Genomic DNA, 15,548 nt, shown 5'->3' with positions numbered 1-15,548 from the left:
TAGTCTTTTGAGCCTACCGTCACTTCGAGGTCACAAGATATACTGTCATCCAATGCCCGCAAGCTCCGGCCAACAAATTATAATTAGGAGGCCATAACCACCAGGCAATATAAAAAGGAATGATAAAAAATCTGACGATTCAACCCTGAGAAGTAAAATAGTCTGCCATGGGACTCTGCTCCGGATAGACTCACCAGAGCCTGACACTTGACTTTCAAAGTTTGCCAAGGAATACCAGCATGATCGAAAAGCCACTACTCAAAATAGCCTAATATGGTTGAAACCACTCCCCTTCCACCAAGACCAGGCTCTTCGATCGAAGACTATATTCGCTCCATTGGTCTTTATTATATTGGCATTGCCATTGTCATGACCTTACTCATTGGAGCCACGTACCTGACGGTAAAAGTCGCACTCGACCGCCATACCACACAACAGGAAATCAGCTTCCTGACCAGTCAAAAATTCATTCGGTTCCAACAACTCACCCAGCAGACACGGGCAGTCATGGGTGCGTCAGCCGACCCTGCGTTGCCAGAACAGATCGTCCAGCCAATGCTTGAGGACATACAGAGCGCTATCACCGACATCCGGGTCGTCATGAAACGCCTCAAGGACATGCACAGGCGCCTCGACAGCAATCTACTCGAGCGGCTCAGTCGACACAGCCCTGCGGCCACAGCACTACACGTCGACCTTGACCAGCGGCTAGAGGACTTTCTTTCTCGCGCGGAAAGGATCATCAACACCACTCATGAAGATCGACAGCGGCGCTATACCTACTGGGGGCCGATTGATTTTGCCGCTTCGGCCGATGGCCTCCTCATGCGCCAGTTCGACGGCATCATTCAGCACGCCAATGGTCGCAGTGAAGCCAGCATCGGCAACGCCGCCTCGATCAGCACGGCCCTTCTGCTCACGCTCGCCATACTTTTCATTCTGGCAAGCACGCTGCTGTTCTACCCATTACTGATGAAGCTGCGCAGCGAGCATCAGCGCAAGATGGAGTTCGAGAACAAGCTCGTCCATCTTGCCCAAACGGATCCGCTCACCAGGCTCAAGAATCGCTCTTATTTCAGCTCGGCACTGAATTGCCTTCTTTATCGCTACAAGAAGGACGGCATTGGTTTTTCCTTGCTACTGATCGATCTCGACAATTTCAAGGCCATCAATGATGGTTTCGGCCATCCTGCCGGTGATGCCACGCTGCGCCATGTTGCCCACGCTTTTCAGAACGTTTTCCAAGTCAACGACATCATAGCCCGTATCGGTGGCGACGAGTTTGCCATTCTGTTACCCGACATCGACGATGAAGCACGCCTCAACGATATAGCCAATCGCTCCATCAAGGCACTGGAGGCGGACTTTACTTTCGAAGACAACACCATTCGAACCTCGGCAAGCGTAGGCGGCGCAATCGTCCCCATTCACGCAATCGACGAACCCGGGCTCGTACGTGTCGCGGACCTGGCGCTCTACGCCGCCAAGGCGGGTAGCCAAAGCGCCTTTATCTTCGATGAAGAGACGCTGACTTCACGACTCGAACAGAATGAACTGGCTGCGGCACTGGCCAACGCGGCCGATCGCGATGAGTTAATCGTGCACTATCAGCCGAAGGTTGAGCTCGCGTCAGGCAAACACCTCGGATTCGAAGCGCTCGTTCGCTGGCAGCATCCCACGCTGGGCCTGCTTGCGCCGGGCGCCTTCCTGCCCTTGATGAAGAGTCCACGCATGATCGGCGACATGAGCCGCGCCGTCATTCGGAACGCATGCCGTGACCTCAGGGCTTGGAAGAAGGCAGGCCTTTCTCCCGGACCGGTTGCCATCAACTTACCGGAACCCCTCCTCATCGACGAGAACGGGTTCGAAATGCTCGCTTCGGCTATCCGTGAGTATGACCTCGACTGGCAAGACCTGGCCGTCGAAGTGACGGAGGACGTATTTCTCAATCATCATGCCGAGCAGATGCGCGCCTCCATGACACGCTTCCGCGAGCAAAGCGTATCCGTTTCGCTCGACGATTTCGGCACAGGCTTCGCATCGCTGTTGCATCTGCGCGATTTTCCCTTCGATGAGTTGAAGATAGATCGCAGTTTCGTCGCCGATATCGGCCGGGACAGCCGCTCGGAGCAGATCATCAACGCGATCATCGACCTGTCGCGGAACCTGGGTAAGCGCTGTATTGCTGAAGGCATCGAGACGGAAGCACAGCGCCAGTTCCTCGTCACGGCTGGCTGCACGATCGGTCAAGGCTATTTGTTCGCCAAGCCGATGCCTAAAAACGAAGTCATGGCGAGGTGGCTCAAGCACCCCATCGCGGAAACCAGGTGATTGGCAGTGAACGGAAAACCGATGAACCCGTTGTCGAGAGGTTTTTGTCTGGCAGTAGCCGTGACCGCGGCAAGCGCTAACGCGGCCACACCACCCACGGACTACACGATCGATATCGTGCATTACTGGATATCGAAGAGCGAAACGACGGCGATCGACGTTTACCGAGACGCCTGGACCCGAGCCGGCAACCACTGGGTAGATCTTCCCGCGGACAACGAAGCCGCTCTGAAGAGGATCGTCAGCGAGCGGATCGCCAACGGCTACCCACCTGCAGTGACACAGTGGAATCTCGATGCCCGGGCCAGCGAATTACCCGATTTCGGGGTCGTTCAGGACATCGAAGCAGTCGCTCAGCAGGATCGTTGGCGCGACCTGCTGCCTTTCTTCGTGCTCGATCTCATCACTCATCAGGAAAAGGTGTATTTCGCACCATCCAACATCCACCTGGAAAACTGGCTCTGGAGCAGTCGGAAGATCCTCGATGAGCTCGGCCTGAGCCAGCCCGAGACCTGGGAGGAAATCTTTGCGGCCGCAAAACGAATCGAGGCGGCAGGCTATCCGGCCATTGCCCTGGGCTCGGCCCCCTGGGAAGTCGCCTTGATCTTCCACAACATCATGTATGCCACGCTGGGCGCAGAGGGCTATTCGAGTGTCTTCAGTGGCGATATGGAAGCCGTACTCGACTCGCGGATGCTCGAAGCGCTCGATCTGTTTCGTCGCGTATCGCACTTCGTCGAACCACTGGACGTCCGCATGGGAAGAACCTGGGCGGAGGCTAGCAGAATGATTGGGCGTGGCGATGCGGGAATGCAGATCATGGGCGACTGGGCCAAGGGGGAACTCATCAGCCTCGGTTATACGGCGGATCAGGACTTCGGCTGCAGCTTCATCCCCGGCACTGCCACTGCCTATTTCATGGCGATCGATGGCTTTGCCTTTCCCTTGACCACTCGTCCTGGCACTACCGAGGCGCAATACGCCTTTGCACGCGTGGTACTCGACCCGGACAACCAAGTCGCATTCAGCCGTCAAAAGGGATCGTTACCGGCAAGAACCGACATCGATCCCGTTGAACTGGATCGCTGCGGCCAGTTGGGCCTGCAACGAATCCGAGACGAATCACACCACAACGGCATGCACTCGCGAGCGTTGCCTTCCCATGTGATGGCTGCCTGGATCGGCGTACTCGCCGAATTCTTCGATGACGACACCATCTCCAGCCAGACCGCTCAGAGGCGCTTGAGTCAGATCATCAGCGAAGGCTGAGCCGGCGCGACGAACGCTTTACCCGCCGGAGTAAAGCGTTCCCGCTTCCTCTAAGCCAACCAGGATGGCCCCGTCGCCTATCCGCCACTCAGCGCTTGCGCCAGGAACCCCGCCGGCACTGCCAACATCAGGCTCAGTGCTACCCGGATGAACCAGATCACCACGATGCGCCCCACCGAGAGCGGGATGCTGGTGGAGAGGATGCAGGGAATCGAAGCGGAGAAGAACAGCACACCGGAAACCGATACCACCCCAGCGGCAAAGCGCGCCACGAAATCGGCTTCCGCCATCAGCAATGCCGGCAGGAACATCTCGGCAAGCCCGGCAGCAGAAGCCTGGGCCAGAGCCACGCCATCATCGAGCCCCCAGATCGCCACGAAGGGGTAGAACAGCAAGCCCAGCCACTCGAACAGCGGTGTGTACTTGGCCAGCAGCAGTCCCAGCAGCCCTACCGACATGATCGACGGCAGGATACTGATGGCCATCACCAGGCCTTCGCGCACATTGATCGACACGCTCCTGGGCAGGCTCGGCGCCTTTTCGGCGACATCGAGACCGGTGCGCCAAGCGGTAGCGAGACGCTGACCCGGTATCGACTCCGGCTCGCCATCCGTTCTGCTGTTGTCCATGCCCGACAGCGGCGGCAGGCGCACGGTGACGGCCGTTACGATGAAGGTGATCAACAGCGTCAGCCAGAAATAGAGATTCCATACGCTCATCAAATCCAGGGTACGCGCCACGATGATCATGAAGGTGGCGGAAACCGTGGAGAAGCCGGTCGCGATGATGGCCGCTTCGCGTGCCGAGTACTGCCCCGCCTGGTAGACCCGATTGGTGATCAACAGGCCAATCGAATAGCTGCCGACGAACGAGGCCACGGCATCGATGGCACTACGACCCGGCGTGCCCCAGATCGGCCGCATGACCGGTTGCAGCAGCACACCGATCAGCTCCAGCAGCCCATAGCCGATCAACAGCGCCAGGAAGACGGCGCCGATCGGCACGATCAACCCAACCGGGATCACCAGCCGCTCGAACAGGAACGGCAGCATGTCCGGCTCATGCAGGAAGCCCGGCCCCCAACTGGTCATGGCCATCACAGCCGCGGCCACCCCGGCCAGCTTGAGCAAGGTGAAGATGCGCTCGGTGAGGCTACGGTTCCAGTGGCCCTTGAGCAGCGGATAGGCAGCACCGGCAATGATCAACGCCAAGGCATAGAAGCCGCTGAAGTCTCCCATCAGGGTACGCGCCCCGGTGACCATATGGTCCAGCAGGATGGTCTTGCGCTCACCGAGGGTCACCGGCACGAAGAAGATCAGGACTCCCAGAGCGCTGGGCACAAGCAGCTTGAGAACGGTCATCGGTGATGGTCGGCGGCGACTCTGCGCCGTCTGCTGAGGGATTGTCACGAAATCCCCTCCTATTGTTGTCGTCGGGTTGTGGCAAGCACTTCGAATGGCAGCCGTTCGGGTATCGAAGCGGATACCTTAATGTATATACAATAAGAGACATCAGGTCGCCAGCGCTTCGCTCACAGCCAGGCGCTATACTTTAGTCTCAACCGACGCGCAACAGGCCATGCCGCTCCACACAGAAAGGTGAGTTTACGCTTCTACGCCATGGAGTTGCTGCAACAATCTCGAGTCAAACCCGATCGTCACTGGCGACACGCAGTCTTTGCGGCCAGCGTCGCCCTTGACGCCTGGACGGCTTTCTATTAAATGTATATACATTACATCGTGCATCATCATCAGCAGGAGTCCCAATGACCGCTAACCCACAGAATCGCAAGCTCTGGCGAGACGTCACCCTCTTCGACGGCCTCGAAACCCTGCCTGCACCGATGGCTGTGGTGGTGGAAGGCGACCGTATCGACCTCGTCGTGCCGATGACCGAGCTCGACGAAGCTATTGCAGCCGGCTGCGACGCAATGGGTCGTGGCGGTGTGATGACACCCGGCCTGGTCGACTGCCACACCCACCTGGTTTTCGGTGGGTCGCGTGCTGGGGAGTTCGAGAAGCGCCTGGAAGGAGTGAGTTACGAGGAGATCGCCCGCCAGGGCGGCGGCATTCTCAACACCGTGCGCGCTACACGTGAGGCCAGCGAGTCGGAGCTGTTCGCCCTGGCCCGGCCGCGACTCGAAGCGCTGATGCGCGATGGCATCACCACCGTGGAGATCAAGTCGGGCTACGGCCTCACTGTCGAAGACGAGCTGAAGATGCTGCGCGTGGCACGCCGGCTCGGCGAGGAGCTGCCGGTACGGGTAGTGACTACGCTGTTGGGCGCCCATGCCCTGCCCCCGGAGTTCAAGGGAGAGAGCGATGCTTATATCGACCTGGTCTGCCAGCAGATGATCCCCGCGGCAGCCGAACAGGGCCTGGCCGATGCAGTAGACGTCTTCTGCGAGAAGATCGCCTTCTCGGTAGAGCAGTGCGAGCGAGTGTTCGAAGCCGCGGAGGCTCATGGCCTGCCGATCAAGGCCCATGCCGAGCAGCTATCGAACCTCGGCGGCAGCACCATGGCAGCTCGCCATGGGGCACTCTCCGCCGACCATATCGAATATCTGGACGAAGCCGGCGTGAATGCCCTGCGCGAGGCCGGCAGTGTTGCGGTACTGCTGCCCGGCGCATTCCATACCCTACATGAGACGCAGCTGCCACCCATCGCCGCGCTGCGCGAGACCGGCGTGCCCATGGCCATTGCCACCGATGCCAACCCCGGCAGTTCGCCGCTGTTCATGCCGACGCTGATGCTCAACTTCGCCTGCACCCTGTTTCGCCTGACACCGCGAGAGGCTCTGGCCGGCATGACCGCCCATGGCGCACGCGCACTGGGTCTGCATGAACGTTCGCTTGGTTGCATCGTGAAAGGCGCGCCGGCGGATCTGTGCCTGTGGGATGTCGACTCACCCGCCGAGCTGGCCTACGCCGTACAGCCCGGTCGCCTTCGTCAGCGCATTTTCAAAGGAGAGCCTCGTCATGGTTGAAGGCAATACCGATCTCCACCTGGCCGACCCCTCCATCGACATGTCCCTGTGGGCCGGTCGCGAAGACCCTGAACCCGACAGTCTGCGCTGGCACCAGGTAGTTACTCCTGTGAAGCCGGACAGTGCCCCCGGCGCCGCCCTGCTCGGCTTTGCCAGCGATGCCGGCGTTGCGCGCAACCAGGGCCGCGTCGGCGCCGCGGAAGGCCCGCGGGCAGTGCGTCGCGCCCTGGCTCCATTGGCCTGGCATCGCAGTGCCCCGGTCTTTGATGCCGGCGACGTGAGCTGCCACGGCAATGACGACCTGGAAGCGGCACAGCAGCGCCTGGCCGAGCGGGTCAGCACCCTGCTGGGAAGCGGCCACCTGCCGCTTGTACTGGGTGGTGGTCACGAGGTCGCCTTCGGCAGCTGGTCGGGCCTGGCGCGCCATCTCGAGGCTCAGGGCGAGGCCCGCCCCCGGGTCGGTATCGTCAACCTCGATGCTCACTTCGATCTCCGCGATCCGAGCCACGTGCGCTCCTCCGGTACGCCCTTCGCCCAGATCGCCGCCGAGTGCGACACCCGCGGCTGGCCGTTCCGCTACGCCTGCCTGGGCGTCAGCCGCGCCAGCAATACCCGCGCCCTGTTCGCCCGCGCCAGGGAGCTGAACGCGCTGGTCCGCGAGGACCACGAGATCGACGCCCTGCGCCTCGACGCCGTCGTACGCGATCTGCAGCGCTTCATGGCGCACTGCGACCACCTCTACCTGACCGTCGACCTCGACGTACTGCCGGCGGCCGAGGCCCCAGGCGTCAGCGCTCCCGCCGCACGCGGCGTGCCGCTGGCCATGGTCGAGACGCTGATCGAGAGCGTGCGCGACAGCGGCAAGCTGCGCCTGGCAGACATCGCCGAACTCAACCCCAGCTTCGATATCGACGGCCGCACCGCCAAGGCAGCGGCACGCCTGATCCACCGGCTCACGCTGGATACCTGAATCCGACACATGACGACACCCTTTTCAGAGAGAGCAAAACGATGAACAGCCACACTCCCCTCGCCGACACACGCCACGATGCCAGCCGCCGTATCGCCGCCCCCACCGGCAGCAAACTCAGTTGCAAGAGCTGGCTCACCGAAGCCCCCATGCGCATGCTGATGAACAATCTTCACCCCGACGTGGCCGAGCGCCCCGAGGACCTGGTGGTCTACGGTGGCATCGGTCGTGCCTCCCGGGACTGGCAGTGCTTCGATGCCATCGTCGAGACTCTGAAGCGCCTGGAGGACACCCAGACCCTGCTGATCCAGTCGGGCAAGCCGGTGGGCGTGTTCGAGACCCACAAGGATGCGCCGCGGGTGCTGCTCGCCAACTCCAACCTGGTGCCGGCCTGGGCCAACTGGGAGCACTTCAACGAACTGGATCGGAAAGGCCTGATGATGTACGGCCAGATGACCGCCGGCTCATGGATCTACATCGGCTCCCAGGGCATCGTCCAGGGTACCTATGAAACCTTCGTCGAGGCCGGGCGCCAGCACTATGGCGGCGACTTGAAGGGCCGCTGGATCCTCACCGCCGGCCTCGGCGGCATGGGCGGCGCCCAGCCCCTGGCGGCTACTCTGGCCGGCGCCTGCTCGCTTAATATCGAGTGCCAGCAGTCGCGCATCGACTTCCGTCTGCGCACCCGCTACCTGGACGAGCAGGCCGACGATCTCGACGATGCGCTGGCGCGCCTGGAGCGCTACACCGCCGAGGGCAAGGCGGTCTCCATCGGCCTGTGTGGCAACGCCGCCGACGTGCTGCCGGAACTGGTCAAGCGCGGCGTGCGCCCGGACATGGTCACCGACCAGACCAGCGCCCACGACCCGCTGCACGGCTATCTGCCGTCAGGCTGGAGCTGGGACGAATACATGACACGCGGCAAGAGCGAAGCCGAGGCGGTGGTCAAGGCTGCCAAGCAATCCATGGCGGTGCACGTGCAGGCCATGCTCGACTTCCAGGCCATGGGCGTGCCGACCTTCGACTACGGCAACAATATCCGCCAGATGGCCCAGCAAGAGGGCGTCGCCAACGCCTTCGACTTCCCCGGCTTCGTGCCGGCCTATATCCGCCCCCTGTTCTGCCAGGGCATCGGGCCCTTCCGCTGGGTGGCGCTCTCCGGCGACCCGGAGGACATCTACAAGACCGACCAGAAGGTCAAGGAGCTGATCCCCGACGACCCGCACCTGCACAACTGGCTCGACATGGCCCAGGAGCGCATCGCCTTCCAGGGCTTGCCAGCGCGGATCTGCTGGGTGGGCCTCAAGGATCGCGCTCGTCTGGGCCAGGCCTTCAACGAGATGGTCCGAAACGGCGAGCTCAAGGCGCCCATCGTGATCGGCCGCGACCACCTGGACTCCGGCTCGGTGGCCAGCCCCAACCGTGAGACCGAAGCGATGATGGACGGCAGCGACGCCGTCTCCGACTGGCCGCTGCTCAACGCCCTGCTCAATACCGCCGGTGGCGCCACCTGGGTTTCGCTGCACCACGGCGGTGGCGTGGGCATGGGCTACTCCCAGCATGCCGGGGTGGTGATCGTCGCTGACGGCACGGACGAGGCCCATGCCCGCCTGGGCAGGGTGCTGCGCAACGACCCGGGCACCGGGGTGATGCGCCACGCCGACGCCGGCTATGAGATCGCCAAGCAGTGCGCCCGGGAAAATGGGTTGGATCTGCCGATGCTCGAGTAAGCCTGACGGCCATACCTGCTCCGCTGACACGACACCCGACGTTACCGCCATGCCATCAACATGTCGGTAACGTTTGCAGCACCCGGACAACAATTCCTAACAAGGGATCCACCGATGTCAATTCCAAACAAGAAAAGTCTGAACCGCAGCGTATTCATTCCAGCCTTTGCCATCATCTTGCTGGCCGTCACCATTGGCCTTGCCAATAACGAGCTGCTAGTCAGCGTCGCCAGACAGCTGTTCTACCTCTCGCTCTCCGATTTCGGCTGGCTCTACCAACTGTTGGCTGTGGCGGCACTGGGCGTTACTGCCTACATATTCTTCTCCAAGGCCGGCAACATTCGGCTAGGTGGAGAAAACGCCAAGCCGACATTTTCAATGGCAACGACATTCGCCATGGCACTTACCGGCGGCATCGCCACGGGCGTAGTGACCTACTCGGTCAACGAGCCGATCATCTATCTTGGTAACATCTATGGCGAAATCGGCAATCAAGCCTTCGAGCCCAGCAGTGCCGAAGCTGCGGTATTTGCGTTGGCCAGGAGCTTTCACAATTGGAGCTTCATTCCCTATGCCATGTACTCCATCGTCGGCTTGATGATCGGCTACATGCATTTCAATCGCCAACAGCGCTTTTCAATCTCGTCGACACTAATACCCATTCTTGGCAACACCGAACGCAAGCCCTTGGTTCGCGCAGCGGTCGATATCATCTCGATACTGGCAATCGCCCTGGGGCTCGCCTCGTCGCTGGGCGCCGGCCTGGCCCTGATCGGCTCAGGCCTGGAGGTCGAATACGGCATCGCCTCGAACCCCACCACCTGGCTGATCCTGACGCTGGTCATCTCGGCCATTTTCATCACCTCGGCGGTCTCCGGGCTCAAGCGCGGCATCCGCTTCCTATCATCGGTCAATGCCTACATCTTCTATGCTTTCGTTGCCATCCTGCTGATTATCGGCCCGCTGAACTACATCCTCAGCTTGTCGGTGACCAGCCTGGGTTATTGGCTCGATAACTTCTTCCTGTGGTCGTTCGACACAAAGGAGTCGGGAGGCGAGGCTCTGGTAACCTGGTGGACCATGTACGACTGGTCGATCTGGATCGCCTATGCACCGCTGATGGGGCTGTTCCTGGCACGCATCTCCTACGGCAGGACACTGCGTGAATTCCTCGTCATCAATTGGATCCTGCCCTCGGCGTTCGGCATCGTCTGGTTCGCCATCTGGGGAGGTTCGGCCATCAAGTGGCAGATGGACGGAACCCTGGACCTGATCGGGGTAGTCACCGAGAGCGGCGCGGTATCGGGGCTCTGGGGCTTCCTGCAGCACCTGCCGCTGTCCGCCCTGCTGATCCCGCTGGCCATCCTGACCCTGATCATCTCCTTCTCCACCGCCGCGGACTCGATGTCGTCGACCATCGCCACCATCTGCACCAAGAACATGACCGCGGACGAAGAGGCGCCTCGCAAGCAGAAGATCCTCTGGGGTCTCTCGATCGGTATCATCGCCTACATAATGGTGGCCTTCGGCGGCGGCGCCCAAGGCGTGGATGGCATCAAGTTCCTGGCCGCAGCAGGAGGATTCACCGTGCTGTTCCTGTTCGCGCTGATCGTGGCCTCGGTGGCTAAAACCTTCATCATGCGAGGGGCTACTAATGAACAATATCAGTCAGACGCACTGGGCCAATTGGCGGAAAATGCCCATGAGTGACAATGCCGAACGCATCGTGCTCGGCGCAGCGCCAGTTGAATGGCAGCAAGTGGTCCGGGTAGCGCGCCACGGCGCGCTCCTGTCGCTGACCAAGGCCGCCTGGAAGAGGATCGCCGCGGCGCGTCAGGCCGTAGAAGAAATAGCGTCTTCGACGGTACCGCACTATGGCATCAATACCGGTCTGGGCGCCCTCTGCGACGTAGTACTCGAGCGCGATGAGCTGCAGCGGCTTTCTCACCATACGCTGATGAGCCATGCTTGTGGTGTGGGTGCGCCACTGCGGACGGAGCAGGTCCGGGCAATCATTTCCTGCGCCATCATCAATTACAGCCACGGCTACTCCGGCATCAGCCCTGCCGTCGTGAAAGGGCTGCTACATCTGCTGAACGAGCAGGTTACCCCGATCGTGCCCTCTCGAGGTTCGGTTGGCTACCTCACCCATATGGCGCACATCGGCCTGGCGCTGATTGGTCACGGAGAAGTCGAGTTCGACGGCCAGCGGATGCCGGCCAGACAGGCACTGGATGCCATCGGCATGGCCCCACTCACCCTTGGCCCCAAGGATGGCCTGAGCCTGGTCAATGGCACCCCGGCCATGACCGGCCTGGCCTGCCTCGCCCTCGAGGATGCCGCCCGCCTGGCGGCCTGGGCCGATATTGTCGGAGCCATGAGCTTCGAGGCCTTGGGCGGCCAGTTGGATGCGCTGCTCGCCCAAGTGACGGGCCTCAAGCGGCATGAGGGCGTCCAGCACACCGGGAACAACCTGCACCGCCTGCTGCTGGGCAGTCGGCGCCTCGCACGCTGCCAGGGCCAGCACCTCCAGGACGCGCTCAGCCTGCGCTCGATGCCCCAGGTGCATGGCGCCTGCCGCGATCAATTCGCACATGCCGCAAGGCAAATCGACAACGAGCTGGACTCGGCGACCGACAATCCCCTGGTCATCGCAACGGAGGAAGGCTACCGCATCATATCCAACGCCAACCCGCATGGTGCCTCGGTGGCCATGGCATGCGACCTGCTGGCAATCGCCGTGTGTGAGTGGAGCTCGATCTCAGAACGCCGCACCTACCGTCTCGTCACGCCGCAGGCCAGTCGGCTGCCGCCGTTTCTGTCCAACGACGTCGGAGTCAAGTCGGGCATGATGATTGCCCAGTACACGGCAGCGTCGTTGGTCGCCGACAACAAGCGCCTGGCCCAACCTGCCGTCATCGATAATTTCCTGACCTCAGGACTGCAAGAAGATCACCTGAGCCTGGGGGAAAGCGCTGCCCTAAAGCTGGATCAGGCCCTCGACAATGCTTTTCAGGTACTTGCCATCGAATACCTGTTGGCAGCCCAGGCCTTCGACCTGATCGATGACCAGAACTTCGCCCCAGGCACCGAGCTGGCCTGGAAGGCACTGCGAGAAGTGATTCCCTTTTACGATGAAGAGCATCCCCTGCACCGGGACCTGCAGGCAGCTCGCCACCTGCTCCGGGATACGTCTCGACAGGCCGACTTCATCAAACTCGCCCCCCTCCTATACCCTGAAAAGAGCCAGACATGTCCAATCTCAGTATCAATCCCGGCAGCATGACCCTGGCCCAGGCGCGCCAGGTCTTCGAAGCACCGCTGCGCGTGACGCTGCCGCAAAGTGCCGACGCCGCCATCCAGCGCGCCGTCGACTGCGTCAACCGCGTGGTGGCCGAGGACCGCACCGTCTACGGCATCAATACCGGCTTCGGTCTGCTGGCCCAGACCCGCATCGACCACGATCACCTGGAGGAGCTGCAGCGCTCGCTGGTACTGTCGCACGCCACGGGCGTTGGCCAGCCCATGGAGGACGCCCTGGTGCGGTTGATCATGGTGCTCAAGGTCAACAGCCTGGCGCGCGGCTTCTCCGGCATCCGCCGCGAGGTGCTCGACGCCCTGCTCGCCCTGGTCAACGCCGAGGTCTATCCCCACATTCCGCTCAAGGGTTCGGTGGGCGCGTCCGGTGACCTGGCGCCGCTCGCGCATATGAGCGTGGTACTGCTCGGCGAGGGCAAGGCCCGCCATCGCGGCGAATGGATCCCGGCCCGGCAGGCGCTCGAAATCGCCGGGCTCCAGCCGCTCAGCCTCGCACCCAAGGAGGGCCTGGCGCTGCTCAACGGCACCCAGGTCTCTACCGCCTATGCGCTCAAGGGCCTGTTCGAGGCCGAGGACCTGTTCGCTGCCGCCACGGTGTGCGGTGCACTGACCGTAGAGGCCACGCTCAGCTCGCGCTCGCCCTTCGACGCGCGCATCCATGACGCCCGCGGACAGCGCGGCCAGATTGATGCCGCCGCGGCCTATCGCCACTTGCTTGGAGAACGCAGCGAGATCAGCGACTCCCACGCCCACTGCGACAAGGTTCAGGACCCCTACTCGCTACGCTGCCAGCCCCAGGTGATGGGGGCGGTGTTGACCCAGCTGCGCCAGGCCGCCGAGGTGCTGGCGGTGGAAGTCAATGCGGTATCGGATAACCCACTGGTGTTCTGCGACGAGGGCGACATCCTGTCAGGAGGGAATTTCCACGCCGAGCCGGTCGCCATGGCCGCCGACAACCTGGCCCTGGCTCTGGCCGAAATCGGCTCGCTCACCGAACGCCGCGTCTCGCTGATGATGGATACCCACATGTCGCAGCTGCCGCCCTTCCTGGTGGAGAACGGCGGCGTCAACTCCGGCTTCATGATCGCCCAGGTCACCGCCGCCGCATTGGCCAGCGAGAACAAGGCGCTCGCCCACCCCCACAGTGTCGACAGCCTGCCCACTTCGGCCAACCAGGAGGACCACGTCTCCATGGCCCCGGCCGCCGGCAAGCGGCTGTGGGAAATGGCCGACAACGTGCGCGGCATCATCGCTATCGAATGGCTGGCAGCCTGCCAAGGGCTCGATTTTCGGCTCGATTCGAATCAGCAATGCATGAAGAGCACGCCGCATCTGGAACAGGCGAGACAAGCCTTGCGCAGCAACGTCAGCTACTACGATCGCGACCGTTTCTTCGGTCCGGACATCGAGAGCGCGATCCAGTTGCTCGCCTCACGGGTGCTCAACGAGCTGATGCCGCTAGAGCTGCTGCCCAGCCACTGACCCGGCTGCGAAGCTGAGGTAAGATACGCTGCCCCGGCGCTCCGGCCCGGGGCTTTCGTCTGCACATAGCATTAGCGACTTCTTTTTCTCCTGTATTCAGTGAGCCGACATGAATGCCATCGTTCTGGCCATCCTGGTCATGGTCACCCTGAGCCTTGCCCGCATCTCCGTGGTCTTCGCCCTGATCGTCGCCAGCCTGGTTGGCGGACTCGTAGCAGGCATGCCCATTGGCGCCATCATGGACGCCTTCAATCAGGGGTTGGGCAACGGCGCCACCATCGCTCTCTCCTATGCCGTGCTAGGCGCTTTTGCCGTGGCCTTGTCGCGTTCCGGCGTCACCGAGCTGCTGGCCGAGCGCGCCATCCGTGGGCTCAATCTCGATGATCAGCCATCGAGCCGGCGCTGGGTCGCCTACACCCTGCTGGGTGCCCTGCTCGCCGCCGCGGTGAGTTCACAGAACCTGATACCGGTGCATATCGCCTTCATTCCGGTACTGGTGCCGCCGCTGCTCAAGCTGATGAACCACCTGCGCCTGGATCGTCGCGTGGCCGCCTGCGTGATCACCTTCGGCATCACTGCGCCCTACATGCTGCTACCGGTGGGCTTCGGGGCGATCTTCCTCAACGACATCCTGCTCGCCAACCTCAACGAGAGCGGCACCGAGTTCGGCCTCGAGGTGACCCGCAGTATGGTGCCCATGGCAATGCTGATCCCCATCGGCGGCATGGCGCTGGGGCTGATGGTAGCCGTGCTGTTCAGCTATCGCCGGCCGCGCAGCTACCAGGATCGCGACCTGGCCCACGGTGAAGAGACGCCAGCCGAGGCCGCACGTCACTTGGCGCCGTGGCAGATGGCAATGCTCGGTGCTTCGCTGGTTGGCACCGTGGCGATCCAGCTGCTGTCGGGCTCGATGGTGCTGGGCGGGCTGTTCGGCTTCGCCCTGCTCTCGGTCAGCGGCGTATTTCGCTGGCAGGAACAGGACGACATCTTCACCGAAGGCATGCGCATGATGGCCCTGGTGGGCTTCATCATGATCAGCGCCGCGGGTTTCGCCGGGGTGATGCAGGCCACCGGAGAGGTATCCGCGCTGGTGGAAGGCTCGGCGGAACTGATCGGCGACAACAGGGGGCTGGCGGCACTGATCATGCTGCTCGTCGGCCTCTTCATTACCATGGGCATCGGCTCGTCGTTCTCCACCGTGCCGATCATCGCTTCACTTTACGTGCCGCTGGCACTCAGCTTCGGCTTCTCGCCCATGGCCACCATCGCCCTGGTGGGCACCGCCGCCGCCTTGGGCGACGCCGGCTCGCCAGCCTCCGACTCGACCCTCGGCCCTACCGCCGGGCTCAATGCCGATGGCCAGCACGACCATATCTGGGACACCGTGGTGCCCACCTTCCTGCACTACAACGTGCCGTTGATCGCCTTTGGCTGGTTGGCGGCAATGATTCTCTGACAGAGT

The 15,548-nt window shown here is 62.0% G+C and carries 10 protein-coding genes; 9 read left to right on the top strand and 1 reads right to left on the bottom strand.

The window, feature by feature from the left end:
• Nucleotides 1–273 precede the first annotated feature (273 nt).
• Nucleotides 274–2,331, top strand: coding sequence for a putative bifunctional diguanylate cyclase/phosphodiesterase (locus SPH52_RS06200; RefSeq protein WP_411794139.1), 2,058 nt, complete (start codon nucleotides 274–276; stop codon nucleotides 2,329–2,331).
• Between the two features lie 21 nt (nucleotides 2,332–2,352).
• On the top strand, nucleotides 2,353–3,600 hold the full coding sequence (locus SPH52_RS06195; protein ID WP_411794138.1) for an ABC transporter substrate-binding protein: 1,248 nt from the start codon (nucleotides 2,353–2,355) through the stop codon (nucleotides 3,598–3,600).
• 77 nt (nucleotides 3,601–3,677) lie between these two features.
• Here SPH52_RS06195 and SPH52_RS06190 read toward each other — a convergent pair whose 3' ends face one another.
• Nucleotides 3,678–5,009, bottom strand: a complete 1,332-nt coding sequence (locus SPH52_RS06190) for a YjiH family protein (RefSeq protein ID WP_411794137.1) — start codon at nucleotides 5,007–5,009, stop codon at nucleotides 3,678–3,680.
• A gap of 356 nt (nucleotides 5,010–5,365) precedes the next feature.
• Here SPH52_RS06190 and hutI point away from each other — a divergent pair, with 356 nt between their 5' ends.
• The 7 genes from hutI (at nucleotide 5,366) to SPH52_RS06155 (ending at nucleotide 15,542) form a co-directional block, all read left to right on the top strand.
• Nucleotides 5,366–6,586, top strand: a complete 1,221-nt coding sequence (hutI, locus tag SPH52_RS06185) for an imidazolonepropionase (protein WP_411794136.1) — start codon at nucleotides 5,366–5,368, stop codon at nucleotides 6,584–6,586.
• Nucleotides 6,579–7,556 (top strand): formimidoylglutamase, encoded by a 978-nt coding sequence (hutG, locus tag SPH52_RS06180; RefSeq protein WP_411794135.1) that lies wholly within the window; start codon nucleotides 6,579–6,581, stop codon nucleotides 7,554–7,556. Before hutI ends, hutG begins: the two co-directional genes overlap by 8 nt.
• Before the next feature lie 41 nt (nucleotides 7,557–7,597).
• Nucleotides 7,598–9,286 carry a urocanate hydratase gene (gene hutU / locus SPH52_RS06175; RefSeq protein ID WP_411794134.1) on the top strand — a complete coding sequence of 563 codons (1,689 nt, stop codon included), beginning with the start codon at nucleotides 7,598–7,600 and terminating at the stop codon, nucleotides 9,284–9,286.
• A gap of 114 nt (nucleotides 9,287–9,400) precedes the next feature.
• Nucleotides 9,401–10,996, top strand: coding sequence for a BCCT family transporter (locus SPH52_RS06170; RefSeq protein WP_411794133.1), 1,596 nt, complete (start codon nucleotides 9,401–9,403; stop codon nucleotides 10,994–10,996).
• On the top strand, nucleotides 10,989–12,572 hold the full coding sequence (hutH, locus tag SPH52_RS06165) for an HAL/PAL/TAL family ammonia-lyase (RefSeq protein ID WP_411794132.1): 1,584 nt from the start codon (nucleotides 10,989–10,991) through the stop codon (nucleotides 12,570–12,572). The genes SPH52_RS06170 and hutH (SPH52_RS06165) overlap by 8 nt, the downstream gene beginning before the upstream one ends.
• The gene (hutH, locus tag SPH52_RS06160; RefSeq protein ID WP_411794131.1) at nucleotides 12,539–14,086 is read left to right on the top strand and encodes a histidine ammonia-lyase; all 1,548 of its coding nucleotides are present in this window, start codon (nucleotides 12,539–12,541) and stop codon (nucleotides 14,084–14,086) included. Before hutH (SPH52_RS06165) ends, hutH (SPH52_RS06160) begins: the two co-directional genes overlap by 34 nt.
• 109 nt (nucleotides 14,087–14,195) lie before the next feature.
• Nucleotides 14,196–15,542 carry a Na+/H+ antiporter family protein gene (locus SPH52_RS06155; RefSeq protein ID WP_411794129.1) on the top strand — a complete coding sequence of 449 codons (1,347 nt, stop codon included), beginning with the start codon at nucleotides 14,196–14,198 and terminating at the stop codon, nucleotides 15,540–15,542.
• Nucleotides 15,543–15,548: the final 6 nt, after the last annotated feature.

The organism is Halomonas sp. A29 (genome assembly GCF_046723295.1).
Classification (GTDB): domain Bacteria; phylum Pseudomonadota; class Gammaproteobacteria; order Pseudomonadales; family Halomonadaceae; genus Halomonas.
The sequence above is the reverse complement of the archived record's forward strand: the minus strand, read 5'-3'. Positions and strand labels throughout refer to the sequence as shown.